Consider the following 20,236-nt stretch of genomic DNA (forward strand, 5'->3'; position numbering starts at 1 on the left):
CGCAACACCTGATCAGCAACGGCCTGTGCCGTTGCTGATTTTTTGCATTGCGATTTCCTCTGTAGGAGCGAGCTTGCTCGCGAAGGTCGTCAACGATGACGCGGGCTTGTTGAATGCCTGCGGCGTCCTCACGTTTTTCGCGAGCAAGCTCGCTCCTACAGAAACTGTGCGTCGTCCTTATCGGGCCGTTACCAGTCCTTTATGAACTTTGCATGACAGAAGTTCAGTCGCGCCCCCCGCCAACCGCCTAACCCTCATACACAAGCCTGTCTTGCCCCTGGGCGCCAATAAAGAAGGAAGATTCCCGATGGTCCGCTGCAAATCGCCGGTTAACCTGAAAGCCCAAGAGACGGTCCTGCGGCTCAAGCCCTTGGCCCACGCCATTGCCTTGTTGATGGTGGCAGGCAATGCCCAGGCGGCCACGGCGTTCAGTTCCGGTTGGTTTGCCGACAAAGGCGCGTCCCAGGCCGCGACGGCGGCGCGGATCAGTGCCGGGCAGGTGCCGGGGGTTCCAACGCTGAACCAGCAAGCGCGGGTCAACCAGCAGATGGCGCGCTCGATCAGCAACTTGAATACCAGTGTCGCGGCGATTGCAGCGCAGCAGGCGGCGCAAGCGGCAGGGCGCCAGGCGGCGTTTGGCCAGGTGTCGACGATTCCCGATGGCCTGGGCAAGGGCGGCCTGCAAGTTGACAACAGCCTGACCCAGGGCTGGACCAACGCCAAGGGCCCGACCCAGAGCCAATCCGGCGGCAAAACCACGGTGAGCATCGAACAGACGGCTGACAAGGCGATCCTCAATTGGGAGACCTTCAACGTCGGGCGCAACACCACCGTGGATTTCCAACAGCAGGCCAGTTGGGCCGTACTCAACCGCGTCAACGATCCCGACGCGCGACCCAGCGAGATCCAGGGCCAGATCAATGGCGCCGGCACGGTGATGATCGTGAACCGCAACGGTGTGGTCTTCAATGGTACCAGCCAGGTCAACGTGCGCAATCTCGTGGCCGCCGCTGCGACCATCACTGATGAGCAGTTCACCCAGCGCGGTATTTACGTGGATGGCACCGGCACCCAGCCGACCTTCACCGACGCAGCGGGCAAGGTCCAGGTACAGCGCGGTGCGCTGATCCAGACCCACACCCCGTCCACCTCGACGGATGCGGGCGGCTATGCCTTGCTGCTCGGTTCGGAAGTGGACAACGCCGGTACGATCAACACCGCAAAGGGCCAGACCACCCTGGCGGCCGGCGACAGCTTCTATATCCGTAAAGGCGTCGGCACCGCAGGCAACGACCGCTCCACCACGCGCGGCAATGAAGTGGCGACCAGCCTCAAGGCCGGCAGCAACGCCGGCAAGGTCAGCAACAACGGCCTGATCATGGCCTCCACTGGTGACATCACCCTGACCGGGCACCAGGTGCAGCAAAACGGCGTGGCCCTGGCCAGCACCTCGGTGGACACCCGTGGCACGATTCACCTGCTCAATTCCGCCACCGACACCACCGGCAGTGTGACCCTGGGCGAGGGCAGCACCACCGCGATCCTGTTGGACAGCAGTGGCAGCACTGCGCTGAACAGCCAGCAAAGCAATGGCCTGACCAAGCTCGACGGCACCCCCGCCAACCTGATCACCGGTCTGTTCAACAACCTCAGCGCCGTGGCCGATCGCACCGACCAATCGCGTATCGAGATCGTCAGCGGCGGCACCGTGGACTTCCAGAAAGGCTCGATCACCCTGGCCACCGGTGGCCAGGTCGCGGTCAGCGCGACCGGGCGCAGCCTGGTGCGCGATGGGGCGATGATCGACGTGTCCGGCGCGGTGGGCGTCAAGGTGTCGATGGAAGCCAACAACATCAAGATCAACGTGCAGGGCAACGAGCAGCGCGATGCGCCGGTCAACCGTGACAGCGGGCAGTTGATCAACAACGATGTGTGGGTCGACCTGCGCGAGCTGGTGTTTGTGCCCGCCGGCACCAACGGCTATGCGACGGATCGCTGGTACACCGCCGGCGGCTTGCTGGAAGTCGGCGGCTACCTCGGCACCCAGGGCCACTCGGTGGGTGAGTGGATGGCCCAGGGCGGTACCGTGACCTTTACCGGCAAGGACGTGGTGACCCAAAAGGGCGCGCAGATCAACCTGTCGGGTGGCACCGTGGATGTGCAGGCCGGTTATATCCAACAGACCTGGCTCAAGGGCCCCGATGGGCGCTTGTATGAAGTGTCCAGGGCGCCGGGCGACATTCTCTATTCCGGTTTCTACAAGGGGTTTGAAGACACCAGTAAACGCTGGGGCCAGACCGAGTATTACTACAACCCCATGATCGCCAAGCAACGCCGTTACGAGTCGGGTTACACCGTGGGCCGCGATGCCGGCAAGCTGGTGGTCGGAACCACCAGCGCGGTGCTGGAAGGGCAACTGATCAGTGACGTCTTCCAGGGCGATCGCCAGACCCAGGCGCCAAACCTCAACCTCGACGGTTACCAGCAGTCACAGAAGGCCATGGCCCAGCGCGCGCAGTTGATCATTGGCGGGTACACACCGGTCTATAACAAGACCACCGGCACCCTGCGCTATGCCCTGAACGGCACTGCCGCCGAAGTGCTGATTGACAGCAACACCCAAAAGATCGCCGAGGGCCTGGACCTCAGCACCGCACTGCCGGCGGATCGCCAAGGCAAGCTGGTGCTCGACAGCGATCAGCTCAATGGCTACTCACTGAGCGCGATCAAAGTCGGTGCCACGCAGCAGATCACCGTCAACGGTGCGCTCACGGTGGCGGATGGCGGCGATATCACCTTGTTCGGGCCAGGGGTCAACCTCAACGCCAACCTCACGGCCCATGGTGGCAGCATCAATGCCGGTAACATTCTCAGCCAGGTCGACCCGCTTAAAGCCGGGGCTGTGGGTGACACGATCCTGGCGGGGGGCGGTATTGTCGACGTCGCCGGCGGGGTCAGGCTGGACACCACCGGGCGCTGGAACAACCTGCTGCTGGACCCAGCCAATACCGCCGGTGTGGCCTATGTGAACGGCGGCAAGGTGTCGCTGCGTAGCACCGCGAATGTCAACCTGGCGACGGGCAGTGTGGTGGACGTGGCTTCCGGTGGCACGCTGGGTGTGAATGGCACCCTCACTGGCGGCAAGGGCGGGGACGTGACCCTGGCGGCCCTTGGCACTTTGGCGCTGGACGGCGAGATTCGTGGCTATGGCGTCAGCGGCGGCGGCACCCTGGCGTTGCAGGCGCGCCAGGTGCAGATAGGCGACAGCGCCACGGCGCCGGCCGCCGACACCTTGCAACTGGCCGGCGACTTCTTCAATAAGGGCTTCTCGGCCTATGACATTACCGGCAATGAAGGGCTGCTGGTCACCGATGGCACCCAGGTGGATGTCACTACGCCGGTCTACCGTTTGGGCGAACAGACATCCGGCGTTTCGAGCGGCAGCGACCCGGCCGCTGCCCTTGAGCGCTGGACGCCAGCGTTGTACCAGGAAAACCCGACCCAAGGCGTATTGAACCAGCGCCTGGGTGCCAGCTTGAGCTTGACCGCGGGTCATCAGGACTCCACTGCGGCCGACCTGGCCACCACGACCCTGACCGTAGGCCAAGGCGCGGTGATCAATGTCGACCCCGGCCAGGGCATCAACCTGCGCAGCGTCGGCCAGCTGACGATGAACGGTACTCTCAATGCCTGGGGCGGGAGCGTCAGCCTCGGCGGCCTGACGGTGGGCAGCTCCGAAGCGACGAATGCCGTTGGCCATGGCCGCTCGATTTGGGTGGGCGAGAACGCGCTGATCGACGTGGCGTCGCGGGCGGTTACGGCGGTGAACAACCGTGGGGGGGTCTACGGTCAGGTGCGCAGTGGCGGCAAGATCAGCATCGGCGGCGATATCGACCTGGCGACCGGCATTGCCAAGGCCAGCGACCTGTTTGTGGTGGTGCGCAAGGGCGCGCGCCTGGATGCTTCGGGTGCCCAGGCGGCGCTGGACATTCCAGGCCAGGGCCGGGTGTTGGTCGCGAGCAAGGGCGGCAGCATCAGCTTGGCCTCCAACAATGGCCTGTACCTGGACGGCAGCGTTGTCGCCCGGGCCGGTGGTGCGGGGGCGGCGGGCGGTAGTTTGTCGCTGGCGCTGGAAAGCCCGTATTACGCCAAGAGTACGGTCACCGACAGGGTGCTCAATGTGCGCGAGCTGGTGATCAGTCAAGTCCATCAAGACAGCCTCTTACCGGGTACCGCCGATGCCGCGGCTGCGAGCCTGGAATACGGTCATGGCCGCCTTGGGGTGGATCAGGTCAGCGCTGGTGGTTTTGACAACCTGGCTTTGCTCAGCAACGGCCTGTTGAGTTTTGACGGCGACGTGGCGTTGAACATGGGCCAGAGCCTGCGCCTGTACAGCGGCGCCATGGGCCTGACTGAAAACGCTGCCGCTAATGCCCGTATCAACCTGTCGGCGCCTTACCTGTTGTTGGCGGGCATCCTTGCGCCGCTGGATCCCACAAAGGACCAATACCTGCATCCGGTGTTGACCTCAGGCATGTCGCGACGCGCCAGTCAGGCGGTATTCAACGCCGGTGGCAACCTGATCGATGTGCGCGGCAATGTGCTGATGGGCAACAAGAGTGATCTGACGCTGGCCGATGGCAGCCTGGTGACTGTCGACCGTCGCGGTTTCGACGATGTACAACTGACGAGCCAGGGCGACCTGCGCTTCTTGGCCGGTGCCGATGCAAACGTGATTGCCCAGGGCATCAGCACACAACTGATGACCCGGGGGGACATGACCCTGAGTGCCGCACAGCTGTACCCCGCGACCGAAGTCGGGGCGCGGGTGATCGCCGGTTACCTGGACGGTCTCAGCAACAATGGCACCGGCTTCAACTACGACCCGACGCGTACCTTGACCATTGCACGCACCGGTGACAGCCAGAGCGCCACGCCGTATTCGGCGTTCGGTCGCCTGCAATTGGGCGGCCCTACCATCAAGCAGGGCGGGGTGATACGCGCGCCCCTGGGGCTGATCGAAATTGGCAGCCTGGGCTCCAGTCGTGTCGAATTGCTGCCCGGCAGCCTTACCTCGGTGAGTGGCAAGGGGTTGGTGCTGCCCTATGGCGGCACGGTGGATGGGCAGGTTTATAAGTACAACGGCAAGACGGTGACGTTCATCGGCCAAGGAGGCTCAGCCCTCAACGGCACCCTTAATGTCGGCATGACGTTGGGCGGTGAGTCGGTGTTGGTGCGGCCTGGTGCTACCGTTGATCTGTCCGGCGGTGGCGAGCTGCTCGGGGCCGGGTTCATTTCCGGGCGCGGCGGCTCCACGGATGCGCGCTACAACCCGTTGGTGCAGTTCGGCGCAAATGGTGGCTTTGTGTTGCCGGGGCTGGGCACTAACCCGGTCTATGCGATTGTGCCCGGCGCGCAACCGGGCTACGCCCCGGTAGCACCGGAGGGTGGGGCCGTCGAGCCGCTTGTGGGCCAGCAGATCACGATCGGTGCTGGTGTGCCGGGGCTGGCGGCGGGCACTTATACGCTGATGCCGTCCACCTATGCCCTGATGCCGGGGGCGTTCAGGGTGGAAATCAACGGCCTGGCCGGCCTTGGCAGCCAAGGGGCAGCCCAACTGATGGGCAACGGCTCATGGTCCACTGCCGGGCAGCTGTCCATCGCCAACACCGGCATCAGCGACAGCATCGCGAGCCAAGTGATCCTGACCTCCGCCGATACCTTGCGCCGTTACTCCCAGTACAACGAAACCAGCTACGCGCAATTTGCCATAGCCGATGCCGCGCGGCTCGGTGTCCCACGGGCATTGCTGCCGGTGGATGCGAAGACCTTACAACTGGCCTTGCGCCTGGGGGCCGGGGCGGATGCTTTTTCGTTCCAGGGCAATGGTCGCTTCGAGGCCGCTGAAGGGGGGTACGGGGGTACCGTTGCGCTGATGAACGTAGACCACAGCGGTCTAGGCAACGACCTCGAAATCGTGGCTGCCGGCCGGGGCGCCACCAGTGGTTTCAACGGTATCACCGTGGATGCCGACAGCTTGAATTCGCTGGGTGCCGCGCGCCTGATGATCGGGGGGACGACAGTGGTCAACTACGGCCAGGCGGGCAACTACATAACCCTTGCCAACGGCACCACTGGCGCTCTCGTCTTGCGAGAGGGCGCGAGCCTGGCGGCGCCGGAAGTGTTCCTGGTGGCTTCCACCGGTTCCATCGTGGTGGAGCAGGGGGCGTCCATCAATACTATCGGGCGTGGCAAGGCCAGTTATGACGCGCGTGACGGTTTCATCTACAACCTGGCCAACACACTGGCGGTTTCCAACGGTTTGCTCAATGTGGTCGCAGCGGCGCAACCGGATGTCGGCCGCGGCATCCAGTTGGGGGTATGCAACAACGCGCCGTGCACTGGGCAGACCGCCCTGTACTCCGAAGGCAGCATTGTCGCCTTGACCGACAGCACCCTGCAGATGGGCGATCAGGTGCGTTATGGCACCCGTCACCTCAACCTGGGGCTGACCAGCATCAACGTTGGCAGCCCGCAAGCGCTGGCCGACGCCGCGGCGGGGAATCGCTTGCCAGCGGGCCTGACCCTCACCCAGCAAGTGCTCGACCGCCTGCTGCGCGGCGACACTCAGTTTGGCGCTCCGGCCCTGGAGACCCTGCAACTGTCGGCGCGGGACAGCTTCAATTTCTACGGCTCCGCCACCCTCGACACCTACGATGCGGTGACCGGCAAGTCCCTGTTGAACAACCTGATGCTCTCCACCCCGGCGATCTACGGTTCCGGGGGCGCGAATGATGTGGCGACCATCCATACCGCCAACCTGATCTGGCAGGGCGCCGAGGCAGCCCCTGGCATGGTGGTGGCGGGTGGTGCGGGCACCGGCAGCGGGCGCCTGGATATCAACGCCGAACGCATCGTGTTCGGTTATGGCGAGTTTGCCCAAGCCAGCACCACTGCAACGTTGAAGCGCCTCGCCCTGGGCTTTGCCAATGTCAACCTGAATGCCAGCGACCGCATCACCGCCAACCACAAGGGCAGCCTTTCGGTGTACCAGAGCCAAGGTGCCTATGACGCGCTCAAGGGCTTTGCCTACAGTGGCGGCAACCTGAATATCCTCACGCCACTGATGACCGGCGAAGCCGGCTCGGTGAATAAGATCACCGCGGGTGGCGCCATCGACATCAGCGCATCGGCAGGCCCGGTGGGTAAAGTGGAAGGCCTGGGCGGCGAGCTGTCGCTGCAGGGCGACAGCCTTCGCCTGGCCAGCGCGGTGGTACTGCCCAGCGGCAAGGTCACCCTGGGCGCCCGTGGCGACGTGGTGCTGACCGACAACGCATCGGTTGATGTGTCCGGTCGCTCGATCGTTTTCAACGACCTGACCAAATACAGCGCGGGGGGCGACGTGGTGCTGGAGAGTCGCGCAGGCAATGTGCAGCAGGCCGCGGGCTCGACCATCGACTTGTCGGCGCAGTACAACCAGGCGGGCAAGCTACGCGCCGTGGCGGTGGGCGGCACGGCCGGCACCGTCGACCTGGCGGGCAAGATCCTTGCGGGTAGCAGCGGTTATTACGATGCCGGCGGCACCTTGGTGCCGTACCTGGCCGGCGCGGTGGAAGTCCAGGCCCAGCACCTGGGTGGCAGCGGCAGCTTGAGTGACCAGTTCGCCGCCCTCAACCAGCGTCTCAACCAGGGCCAGGTCTTTGGCGCGCGCAGCTTCCAGCTCAAGCAGGGCGACCTGATCATCGGCGACGGAGTCAAGGCCAACACCGTGGATGTCTCGGTGGACAGCGGCACGTTGCGCGTGACTGGCCGGGTGGACGCCAGTGGCGAGCGCGTCGGCAGCATCAACCTGGCTGGCAAGAACGGCCTGACCCTGGACGGCACTGCGGTGCTTGACGCCCATGGCACGCAATTGCGCGTGGACAGTTACGGCAAGATCATCGATTCGCCGAACCGCGCCATCGTGGTCCTGGGTTCCGGCATCGGCCAACTGACCCTGGCCGACGGGGCGCGAGTTGACCTGCGCCATGGTACCGAAGCCGCCACCGCCAATGACGGGCGCAACCGTGGCACGTTGGAACTGAATGCGCCGCGCCTGGGTGCCGATGACATCGCGATCGACACCAGTGGACGCTTGACGATCCAGGGCGCGCGCTCGATCGCCCTCAATGGCATGGCCACCTATGATAATGCGCCGCTCGGGACCGGTACGACCGCCAGCGGCAGGCCGTATCAGGTCATCACCCAGAAATACCTGGATGACATACACGGTCTCAACACCACGTTCATCGATGCGGCGTTGAGTAACACCAACCTGGTACAGAACAAGCTGGCCGGTCTGAACAATGCGACCTACGGCGATACGTTCCACCTGCGTCCCGGCGTAGAAATCATCAGCAAAACCGCCGATGGCGACCTGGTGGTACAAGGCGACCTGGACCTGTCCGGCTATCGCTACGCCAGCCTGAAATCGCCTACCCGTGCGGTGACCGAGGCGGGCAGCCTGACGCTGCGCGCCGGTGGTAACCTGAATATCTACGGCAGCATCAATGACGGCTTTGCAGTGCCTGCAGCGACGGCGGATGACAACGGCTGGGTACTGCGTGCGGGTCTCGATTACACCGGCGGCGCGGTGGTAATACCGCGCAACGGTGTGATTCTGGCGGACGGTACGACGTTCCCAGGTGGCACGACGCTTAACTTTGACCTGCCGATCAAAGCGCGGAGCCTGCCGGCTGGCACCCGGCTGCCGGTCGCAGTGACCCTCGCTGAGGAACTGGTGCTTCCGGCCGGCACGGTGCTGGCGGGCGCCGTGCGCGATGCGACAGGGAGTGTGCTGTACCCGGCAGGCACCCTGTTAAGCACAGCGGTGACCTTCCCGGCTGACAGTATCCTGGATGCCGGGAACGTGTTGGTCAGTCTGACCGAAGTCAAGCAGATGACCTGGCCTGCTGGCGTGCCGCTGCCCAGCGTAGCCTCCGTGACCCTCTTTGGCACCAAGGAACTGCCTCGTGGTGCGCGGTTGCCGGAGGGCGTCAACTTTAAATTTCCGGGGGCCGCAAAGTCGATACAGTTGCGAGTGCCGGACCCAAACTATCCGAACCGTCTATGGGCCGCAGCGCCCATGCTGCCTGAGGGCTCCCAGTCGTGGTCGATGCGCCTAGTGGGTGGGGCCGATACCCAGGCGGCCAACAGCCGGATGCTGCTGGCGCATCCACAGGCCGGTGCCGGTGATCTGCGCCTGGCCGACAGCCATTACGGCGTCTTCGGTCCGAGCAAGATAGTGGGCAGCAGCGCGCGTTTCAGCGTAATCCGCACCGGTACGGCGGACCTGGAATTGCTGGCCGCGGGTGATTTAAGCATGGAATCGCTCTTCGGCGTCTACACCGCCGGCAGTCCCACCGCTGCCACCGCCGGTAGCCCGCAAGGTGCCTGGTTCCCGGATGGGGGAGGTAATGTGTTGTTGAAGGTCGGTGGCAACCTGACCGGCAACATTACCAGCAAGGCGAGGTCCACTGGCGGGCGGCCGGTGACTACCGATGGTGAGGTGGATTCGGTCAACGTCGGCAATTGGCTCTGGCGTCAAGGCAATGGTTTGAGCGGCAGCCAGGCGCAACCCACCGCCTGGTGGATCAACTTTGGCTCCAAGGTGCCGTTAGCGGGGCTAGCGGATCGGATGGTGGGCTTTACCGGGTTCGGCACCCTGGGCGGCGGCAATCTGAATGTCGAGGTCGGTGGCGATGCGGGGATGCTCAAGCCTGTGGCGAACCTGGCTGGCAACATAAGCCCGCGCAGCACGGGCCTGGTCCTCGCGGTAGGCAGTACTGGGCGGGTCGCGGCCGATGGCAGCCTGCAACTCACCGGCGGCGGCGATCTGAACGTGCGGGTGGGTGGGGCGGTGAACCCCGGCAGCCAGACGGCGCTGGAGCATCTCAATGGCGCGGTGGTGGATCTGCGTGGGCATGTACAACTGACGGGTGGCGCCCTGGGTAGCCTGACGTTGCGTTATGGCAGCCAGCCTAAGGATCAGAGCCCCAGCGAAATCCGCGCCTACGATCCGACCCGCTCGACTTCTGCGGCCGCGACCGGTGGTTGGAGCCTGTTTCCGGGGGATGCGACCTTCAGCCTGGCCACCCGTGGTGACCTGGTGCTGCAGGACGTGGCCGACCCTGGCCGTGCACCGCAGATGAATATCCTGGCTTACGAGAATAATGGGGTCAGCGGTCTGGGGCAGAGCTGGTTCAGCCTGTGGACCAACCGCACAGCCATCGACTTGTTCTCGGCCGGTGGCAATCTCACGCCGTTGACCGATACCGCAGAGTCGGACATGGCAGCAGTGTATCCCGCGACATTACGTGCAGTCGCCGCCAATGGCAGCCTGTACTACGGCCGCGCTTCATCCTTCAACACAGCACCTTGGCCGGAGCTCAAGGCGCTGGTGTTGGCACCGTCGACCAACGGCCAGTTGCAACTGCTGGCGGGGGATTCGATCTACGGCGGTGACCTGACGATCAGCCGTTCCAGCGCGGCGCCGAATAGTTTGGCGAGCATCCTGCATCCGGCTTTCCAGGGCTTTATTAGCAGGCGCCCGGACGTGGGCAGCGGGAATGTCTCTATCGACGGCAATATTGCCCGCCTGGGCATCTCCTACCCGTTGTTTGCCTTCGGTCCCAACACCGCCAGTACGTCATGGGGTGATGCTCTGGAGCCTGCACGTTTCTATGCGCTGAGCGGCGATCTGCTCGCGGTCAACAGTGGGCGTGCGATCACCATTACCGGCTCGGATGACGCGCGTTTCGGGCAGACCTATTACGAGGGCGCTGGCGCGGTACGGATGCTGGCCGGGCGAGATATTGTCCGCAGCGGCACTCTCCTGAGCGGCGCCACGGGCGGGGACCCGACGACCGGTCAGTACACCTTTGCGGGCAACCTGTTCGTGCATAACGGCGCCAGCGACATTTCCATCGCCAGCGCCGGTCGCGACATCCTCTACAGCAGCTTCAATGTCGCCGGCCCCGGCACCCTGGAAGTGACCGCTGGGCGCAATATCCTGATGGACGACCAAGTGGCGATCACCAGCCTGGGGGCCGTGGCTCCTGGCGACACCCGGCCTGGTGCGAGCATCGTGATGCAAGCCGGCGCAGGCCCCAACGGCCCGGATTACCGCGGCTTTGTCGAGGCCTACCTGAACCCCGCTAACCTGGCCCAGCCAGGGGAGTCGATCCAGGGCGGCAAAATCGCCAAGACCTACGAAAACGAACTGGTCTCCTGGCTGGCCGAACGCTTCGGTTTCGTCGGCAATAGCGAACAGGCGCGAACCTACTACGCCGCACTGCCGGTCGAACAACAGCGGGTTTTCGCCCGTGACGTGTACTTCGCCGAACTCAAGGCCGCCGGCCGCGAGTACAACCAGGACGGCAGCGTACGCCAGGGCAGCTATGTCCGTGGGCGTGCGGCGATTGCCAGGTTGTTCCCCGAGACCGACGTGGCCGGTAACCCGATCAGCTACAAAGGCAATATCACGATGTTCGGCGGCGCGGGTGTACACACCAACTTCGGTGGCTCGATCCAGATGCTCACCCCAGGCGGCAACCAGACCTTCGGCATCGAAGGCGCGGCGCCTCCGTCGACGGCGGGTGTGATCACCCAGGGCACGGGGGATATCCAGTTGTACTCCCTGGGCAGCATCCTGCTCGGCCAGAGCCGCATCATGACCACCTTCGGCGGTTCGATCATGGCCTGGACCGCTCAGGGCGACATCAACGCCGGGCGCGGTTCCAAGACCACCGTGGTGTACACACCGCCCAAGCGCGTCTATGACAACTGGGGCAACGTGGGCCTGTCGCCATCGGTACCGAGCACCGGGGCGGGGATCGCCACGTTGAACCCGATCCCGGAAGTGCCGGCGGGGGACATCGACCTGATCGCGCCGCTGGGCACCATCGACGCGGGCGAGGCGGGCATTCGGGTGTCGGGCAACGTCAACATCGCCGCCTTGCGCGTGGTCAACGCGGCCAACATCCAGACCCAGGGCAAATCGTCCGGGGTGCCGGTGACGGCCACCGTCAACACCGGCGCCATGAGCTCGGCCAGCGCGGCGGGGGCGGCGGCGTCCCAGGCAGCGGAGGGTGCCGCACGCAGCCAGCAGGCGGCGGCCAAGCAGGGCAGGGCGTCGATCGTGACGGTGGAGGTACTGAGCTTTGGCTCCGAGCCGGTACAGCGCGAGCCGCAGGAACAGCAGAAAACCTCCGGCTACAACCCCAACAGCCCGGTGCAGGTACTGGGCGCCGGACCGTTGAGTGAACAGGCGCGTGCGCGCTTGACGGATGAAGAGCGCAAGCAGATCACCCTGTAAGGACTTAGAAAGGACCTCTCGATGTACCGTTTGGGGCGATCAATGATCGCCCCGTTTTTTTGGGGTTGTTGGCGCGGCGGCCTGATAGCCGACCGGATTTGTGCCTGGTGACTCGGTTAAAAATGTGGAAGGGGGCTTGCCCCCGATGAGGGTGTGTCAGTCACTTATTTGTTAACTGACCCGGCGCCATCGGGGGCAAGCCCCCTCCCACAATTGGATCTCCACAGGTCAGAGATCTCCATAGGTGAGGTAGACCTCGGCCTGGTTTTGCTCTGTCTTTTGCTGCCTTGGAGCCGACCGGTGTTGTGGCTGGTGTACTCGGTTAAAAATGTGGGAGGGGGCTTGCCCCCGATGAGGGCGTGTCAGTCACTTATTGGTTAACTGACTCGGCGCCATCGGGGGCAAGCCCCCTCCCACAATTGGATCTCCACAGGTCAGAGATCTCCATAGGTCAGGTAGACCTCGGCCTGGTTTTGCTCTGTCTTTTGCTGCCTTGGAACCGACCGGTGTTGTGGCTGGTGTACTCGGTAAAAATGTGGGAGGGGGCTTGCCCCCGATGAGGGTGTGTCAGTCACTTATTTGTTAACTGACCCGGCGCCATCGGGGGCAAGCCCCCTCCCACAATTGGATCTGGTGGGGCAAGAGCCCTTTTGGTTACTTTTGGGGCTCTTTTCCAAAAGTGACCCGCCGTAAGGGCGGAACCGCCAGTCGCCGTTACCGCAGAAACGGATATGTACACGGAACCCCCGCCCCCCCCAACCCCCCCAAAAAATTGCCCCCCACCCAATCCCAAATGAAGCTTTCATGACAAAAGTTCGGTAGCTCCCCCCCATCCCCGTCTTGCCTATGTAACGCGCTGGAGGCGACCACAAATCACCTCCCCAGCCGTCAGCAGGACGCCAGGAGTGGGGCAAATGGGAACTATGGAACGTTACTCGAAAGTCGGCATGCAGGAGCTCGACCAGCGCCTGTCGAAGATCGTCGAAGCCGCGCGCAAGAAACCGGTCTCGGTGTACCGCTACGGCGCACCGTGGGTGTGGATCGTCTCCCAGGACGATTGGCAGGGCGCCTTGAAGGAAGTCTCCAGCTACATCCCGGCGAGCCATTCGCTGGTGTTGCTGCGCCCGCAGATCGACGAGGTGTTCGACCGGCACCCCGACCTGCTGCAGCCCACACCGGGGATGCTGATCGCACCGCGCACCGTGCTGCAGATCCTGTTGTTGCAACTGCTGTACTCGGTGCCCAGCGAACAGCAGCTGCACGAGCAGCTCAACTACAACCTGCTGTTCCGCTGGTTCGTCGGCCTCGAACTGCACCAGAAGGTGTGGGGCCTCCACGTCCTGCAACGCGACATTGCCACCTTGCTGAACAACCCGCGGGCGGTGCAGCTGATCCAGACCATCATCGGTGACGTGTTTGGCGGCGCCTTGCTGCACATGCAGGAGTTCTCCCTGAACTTCGCGCTGCTGCACACCTGGCTGGCCCGGCACAGCCAGCTTTCGACCATCCGCAATTGAGCAGGCCAAACGCCATACACACGGCGACGGCGCAATATTTTAGACACTTAGGGGGCTGTGTGGAGCATCTGTTCAAGTCAACGTTGGCGTTGTGCTGCCTGACGCTGGGCGCCTTCGCGCAGCCGGTGCTGGCCGAAGAGGGCGAAGCCCCGGCGCGCCGGGTGGACGTCAACGAGTACTTCGTGCGCGGCAATACCGTGCTCGATGCCGCAACGATCGAGGAGGCGGTGTACCCGTTTCTCGGCCCGCAAAAGACCCTGGGCGATATCGAAGGCGCCCGCGATGCGTTGCAGAAGATCTACCAGGCACGGGGTTACCAGTCGGTGTTTGTGGAACTGCCCGAGCAGAAGGTCGATGACGGCATCGTGTTCCTGCAAGTCAGCGAAACCAAGGTCGGCCGCGTGCGCGTCGTTGGGGCCAAGCATTACTCACCCGTGGAAATTCGCGAAGAAGTGCCGGGCCTGAAAGAGGGCGCCGTGCCGGATTTCACCTCGGTGCAAAGCCAACTGGCCGGGCTCAACCGCAGCGCCGGTCGGCAGGTTACGCCGCTGGTTCGCGAAGGCCAGCGCCCCGGCACCATGGACGTGGATTTGCAGGTGGAAGACCAGAACCCCTGGCACGCCAGTCTCGGCCTGAACAACGACTACAGCGCCGACACCGAGAAGCTGCGCTCGGTCGCGACCCTGGGCTACGACAACCTCTGGCAACTGGGCCACAGCATTTCCCTGACCTACTTCACCGCCCCCGAGGACAGCTCGAATGCCAAGGTCTGGTCGGGTTCCTACAGTGCCCCGCTGGATGAGCGCTGGACCTTGCAGTTCTCCGGCTACCAGTCCGACAGCAACATCGCCACCATCGGCGGCAGCAACGTGTTGGGCAAGGGCCACTCCTACGGGGTATCGGCCATCTACAACCTGCCGGCGGCAGGCAACTGGGCCAATTCGTTTTCGTTCGGGATCGACTTCAAGGATTTCGACGAGGAGCTGAAGTTCGGCAACAGCAGCGACCAGGTACCGCTCAAGTACGCGCCGTTGACCTTTGGCTACAACGGTTATCGCTACACCGAGCAATCCCAGTTGGGGCTGGGCTTGAACCTGATCGTCGGCACCCGCGCATTTTTTGGTTATGGCAGCGACGCTAAAGCGTTCGACAACAAGCGCTACAAGGCCAGTGCCAGCTTCGCCGTGCTCAAGGGCGACCTGAATTACACCTACACCTTCGCCAACGATTGGCAGTCGGCGAGCAAGGCCGGCTTCCAGTTGGCCTCGGGGCCGCTGGTGTCCAACGAGCAGTATTCCGCCGGTGGCGCCACCTCGGTGCGCGGCTACCTGGCGGCCGAGCGCACCGGGGATGAAGGTTTCCTGCTCTCCCAGGAGTTGCGCACACCGTCCCTGGCCAAGTTCCTCGGCAGCTACGTACAGGAGTGGCGCTTCTATGCGTTCGCCGAAGGTGCGCGCCTGCGCCTGCATGACCCGCTGCCCGAGCAGGAAGACGAATACAGCCTGGCCAGTGTCGGCCTGGGCACCCGCGCCAGTTTGAGCAAATGGTTGTCCGGCAGCCTGGATTGGGGCTACCCGCTGCTCGACGGACCGAACACCCAGAAACAGGACTCGCGACTGCACTTCAGTGTGCAGGCGACTTTCTGACCCTTTTCCCCGGAGACTCTTCCCATGCAACGCCTAATCCTGAGCCTGTTGATCTGCCTGGGCTTCGCGCTCCCGGCCACTGCCCATGCCTGGTGGCAAGACGACTGGCATTACCGCAAACAGATCAGCGTGGACACCACCGCCCAAGGCGCGGCGATCAGCCAGGCCCTGGGCCGTACCGCGCTGTTGGTGCGCCTGCACACCGGCAACTTCACCTTTGACGGGGTCAAGGATGACGGCAGCGACCTGCGCTTTGTCAGTGCCGATGACAAGACGGTGTTCAACCACCAGATTGAAAGCTTCGACCCGCTGATGGGCATGGCGCTGATCTGGGTCGATGTGCCCAAGGTCGAGGGCGGCCAACGCCAGGACCTGTGGATGTACTACGGCAACCAGAAGGCCCCGGCCACGGCGAACGGCCAGTTGACCTTCGACCCGAACTACACCGCGATCTACCACTTTGACGGCGCCAATGCGACGCCGCCGCGTGACACCACGGCCTATGCCAACACCGCGCTCAACGCCACCGGCACCAGCATCGACGGTGTGATCGGCCGCGCCTTGCAGTTCGGCGGCCAGCCGCTGCTGTTGCCGGCCAGCCCATCGCTGCAACACGCCGCGGGTGGCGCCTTCACCTTCAGCGCCTGGCTGCGCCTGGACCAGGCCAGCGGCGAGCAAATCGTCGTGGCCCGCCGTGAGGGGCCCCACAGCCTGTTGCTGGGCGTGAACCAGGGCATGCCGTTTGTCGAGATCGACGGCCAGCGCGCGGCGTCGACCCAGCCGCTCAACCCTGGCCAATGGCAGCACCTGGCGTTCACCGCCGAGGGTGAAAAAGTCGCGCTGTATGTCAATGGCCGCGAAACCGCGAGCCTGGCAGTGGCCATGCCAGCGTTGAATTCACAATGGGCGATTGGCGCCGACCTGCCCGAAGCCGGCAGCACGCACCTGCCATTCGCCGGGGCCATCGATGAGTTGCGCCTGTCCAAGGTGGCCCGCCCGGCTGCGTTGTTGCTGGCCGACGCGAGCGCCCAGGGCGCCGAGTCGAAACTGGTGGCCTACGGGGTGGATGAAGAGCAGTCGGGCTTCGGTTTCGGCAGCCTGGGCTTTTTGCTCAAAGCCGTGCCGGCGGACGCCTGGGTGATCATCCTGGTGCTGGTGGCGATGATGTTCCAGTCGTGGTTCATCATGATCCGCAAGAACCGCATGGTCAGCCGCGTGAGCAGTGCCAACGAGGTGTTTCGCGAGCAGTTCGCGCAGATCGGCACGCGCCTGGAAATGTTCTATGACGACGCCGTGCTCGCCGAACGCCTGACGCATTCCTCGCTGTGGCGCCTGTACCGTGTGGCGATCAAGGAGATCCGCACCCGTCGCGCCCAGGGCGCCGACACGTCGTCGGTGTCGGCGGCGACCATCGAAGCCATCCGCTGCTCCATGGACGGCGTGCGCACCCGTGAAAACCAGGCGCTCAGTTCCAAACTCTCGACCTTGTCCAACGCCATCGCCGGCGGCCCGTATATCGGCCTGCTCGGTACGGTGCTGGGGATCATGGTGGTGTTCCTCGGCACGGCCATGGCCGGCGACGTGAACATCAACGCCATCGCCCCAGGCATGGCGGCCGCCTTGCTGGCCACGGCCATGGGGCTGTTCGTCGCGATTCCCGCACTGTTTGGCTACAACCGCCTGATCACGCGCAACAAGGAAGTCAGCGCCGACATGCGTGTGTTTGTCGACGAGTTCATCACCCGCCTGGCGGAGATGCACGGCGAGAGCCAGTTCAGTGAAGCGGGGCACCGTGCTCCGCACCACGCGCCGGTTTCGGCCTGAGGAGAATCGCCATGGCTTCCGTAAATGCCTCCCACGACGATGATGACGACGCGGCTGTCGACAGCATCAACATCACGCCCTTGGTGGACGTGCTGATGGTGGTGCTGGTGATGTTTATCCTCACCGCCACCGCCCAGGTCTCGGGCATCCAGATTCACTTGCCCAAGGCCAGCGCCTCGGTGTCGTTGTCCGAGGCCAAGACCAAGGCCATCTCGGTGAACGATGGCGGCCAGGTGTTCCTCGATGCCTACCCGGTCACCCTCGGCGAGCTGGAAGAGCGCCTGCGCATCGAGAAAGCGCTGAACCCGGACTTCCCGGTGATCGTGCGCGGCGACGCCATGGTGCAGTACCAGAAGGTGATCGAGGTGCTCGATTTGCTGCGGCGGCTGGAGCTGTCCCAGGTCGGGCTGGTCACCGGCAAGCCGAGCCAGGGCTGAGCCATGACTGCACAGATCCCGATGCCGCCGTTGCCGGTAAAGAACAAGCCGCCGCTGCGCCCGCTGAAGTGGGGCGCCGGCCTGCTGCTGGGCGCCGTGGCGGCCTGGTTCCTCTGGCAATGGGCCAATGACATGAGTGGTGTACGCCGCGAAGCGCCGAAGGTGCCGACGATTATCCCGTTGCCGCCACCGCCGCCACCGCCGCCGGAAAAACCCAAGGAACCCGAGCCCAAGGTCGAGGAAAAAGTCCCTGAGCCGGTGCCCACCCCTGAACCCGAGGAGGTCAAGCCGGCAGAAGAAGCACCGCCTTCGCCGGCCGATGATCTGGCCAACCCGATGCAGATCGACGGCGACGCGCAATCAGGCAATGACGCTTTCAACATCGGCGCGGGCAAGGGCGGCGGCATGGCGGGCAGTGGCGGCGGTGGCCTCGGTGCCGGTACCTACAAGCAGTACCTGGCCGGCGTGTTTCAGCGCCTGCTGAGGGAAGACCCGGAGTTACGCAAGAAGGCCTACGCGGTACAGGCGGACGTGTGGTTGAGCGCCGAGGGCCAGGTCACGCGGGTTGAACTGGCCAAGTCCAGCGGCGACGCCGAGACCGACGCCCAGGTGCTGGCGGCCTTGCGCACGCCCCATGCCACGCAACGTGTTCCTGCGTCAGTGACCCTGCCGGTACGCCTGTCCCTCAAGGGTCGGCGTCCGGATTGAACAAACCTACTTATTCGCAGTTTTTTACAGGAGTTGCGTACACATGATTTCCCCCGTGAATCGACTGACCCTGGCGGTCGGCATGGTCATCGCGACCCTGGTCGGCCAGGCGGCTGCAGCCCCGGTCGCGCCTTCGGAAAACGTCACGATCAACCTGATCCGCCTGCTGGTGCAACAAGGCGTACTGACCCAGGACACCGCCAATGGGCTGATTGCCCAGGCGGAAAAAGAAGCCCAACAGGCACGCCAGGCCAATGCCGCCCCGGTGGTCGCCAGCGGCCCGGCGGCGGCGCCTGGGGATGTGCGCGTGCAGTACGTGCCGCAGGCGGTGCGCGACCAGATCCGCGACCAGGTCAAAGCCGAGGTGATGGCCACCGCCAAGCAGGAAAACTGGGCCCAGCCCAATACCTTCCCGGATTGGGTCTCGCGCATCAGCTTCGATGGCGATATCCGCCTGCGTGACGAGTCGCGCTACTTCTCAGGCAACAACAGCCCGGAAATCACCGACTTCGCCAAGCTCAATGACACCGGCCCGTATGACGTCAACAAGAACTCGAACACCAAGTTCCCGCCGTTGATCAACACCACCCAGGACCGCGAGAACCTGTTCCGCCTGCGCGCGCGCCTGGGCATGAAAGCGGTGATCTCGCCGGAGTGGACCGCGGGTATTCGCCTGGGTACCGGCTCTGACAATAACCCGGTGTCCACCACCCAGACCCTGGGCGGTGGCTTTGGCAAGAAGGACATCTGGCTCGACCAGGGTTACCTGAGCTGGAAAGCCAACGATGCCATGACCCTGACCGCGGGACGTATCGCCAACCCGTTCTACTCCACCGACATGATGTACTCCACCGACCTCAATTTCGACGGCGTGGCCGCGATCTTCAATCACACGCTCAGCAACGAATGGGGCCTGTTCGGCACCCTGGGTGCGTTCCCGGTCGAATACACCTCGGATGCGGCCACTGCCAACGGCATCGACAAGCAAGACAGTGAGACCAAGTGGCTGTTCGGTGGGCAGATCGGCGCGGACTGGAAGATCAACCGCAGCAACCGCCTCAAGCTGGCCGCGGCGTACTACCAGTTCCAGGATATCGAGGGTGAACGCTCCAGCCCTTGCTCGACGTGGAAGGGCGCACCCGGTTGCGACACTGACGGCACCCGCGTGGCCTTTATGCAAAAAGGCAACAGCGTGTTCAACCTGCGCAACAACACCACCAACCCGGCCACCCCAACCACCACCCCGGACCCACAATACGTGGGCCTGGCATCCAAGTTCGATGTGCTGGACCTCAACCTGGTCTGGGACAGCGAACTGCCGAGCGACTTCAAGCTGCGCACCCAGGGTAACTTCATCCACAACCTGGCCTACGACAAGGGCGAAATGCTCAAGCGCAGCGAAGGCGAGATCGTCAACAACATCAACAGCAATGGCCAGTTTGAAAGTGGCGGCAATGCCTTGATGGTCTCCTTCACCCTCGGCAGCGCGCTGGAGATGCGCAAGCGCGGCGACTGGAACGTATTGGCTGGCTACAAGTACATCCAGCCGGACGCCTTGCCCGACGGTTTCAACGACTCCTCGTTTCACCTGGGCGGCACCAACGCCAAGGGGTATTTCATCGGCGGCAACTACGGTATCGACAAGAACATCTACGCCAGTGCGCGTTGGTTGAGCGCATCCGAAGTGTATGGCGCGCCGTTTGAAGTCGATGTGATGCAACTGGAACTCAACACGCGCTTTTGATGCGC

General features: G+C 63.8%; 7 protein-coding genes. All 7 read left to right on the top strand.

The annotated features are described in order from the left end of the window. The first annotated feature begins 307 nt into the window (after window positions 1–307). The 7 genes from A7317_RS10720 (at window position 308) to A7317_RS10750 (ending at window position 20,231) form a co-directional block, all read left to right on the top strand. Window positions 308–12,355, top strand: coding sequence for a filamentous haemagglutinin family protein (locus tag A7317_RS10720; protein WP_069075757.1), 12,048 nt, complete (start codon window positions 308–310; stop codon window positions 12,353–12,355). Window positions 12,356–13,278: 923 nt separating this feature from the next. After that, window positions 13,279–13,872, top strand: coding sequence for a transposase (locus tag A7317_RS10725; RefSeq protein WP_069075758.1), 594 nt, complete (start codon window positions 13,279–13,281; stop codon window positions 13,870–13,872). A 59-nt stretch (window positions 13,873–13,931) separates the two neighbouring features. Then, window positions 13,932–15,518, top strand: coding sequence for a ShlB/FhaC/HecB family hemolysin secretion/activation protein (locus A7317_RS10730; RefSeq protein ID WP_024074820.1), 1,587 nt, complete (start codon window positions 13,932–13,934; stop codon window positions 15,516–15,518). 24 nt (window positions 15,519–15,542) lie between these two features. Beyond that, complete coding sequence (locus A7317_RS10735) at window positions 15,543–17,342, top strand: DUF2341 domain-containing protein (RefSeq protein WP_024074821.1); 1,800 nt, start codon at window positions 15,543–15,545, stop codon at window positions 17,340–17,342. Window positions 17,343–17,353: 11 nt separating this feature from the next. Beyond that, window positions 17,354–17,779, top strand: a complete 426-nt coding sequence (locus A7317_RS10740) for an ExbD/TolR family protein (RefSeq protein ID WP_010211136.1) — start codon at window positions 17,354–17,356, stop codon at window positions 17,777–17,779. Between the two features lie 3 nt (window positions 17,780–17,782). Further along, entirely contained in the window at window positions 17,783–18,487 is a 705-nt protein-coding gene (locus A7317_RS10745) for an energy transducer TonB family protein (RefSeq protein ID WP_024074822.1), read from the top strand. A gap of 43 nt (window positions 18,488–18,530) precedes the next feature. Beyond that, a complete protein-coding gene (locus A7317_RS10750; protein WP_069075759.1) occupies window positions 18,531–20,231 on the top strand; it encodes a putative porin in 1,701 nt (566 codons plus the stop codon). Window positions 20,232–20,236 lie beyond the last annotated feature (5 nt).

Source organism: Pseudomonas fluorescens (assembly GCF_001708445.1).
Taxonomy (GTDB): Bacteria; Pseudomonadota; Gammaproteobacteria; order Pseudomonadales; family Pseudomonadaceae; genus Aquipseudomonas; species Aquipseudomonas gorinensis.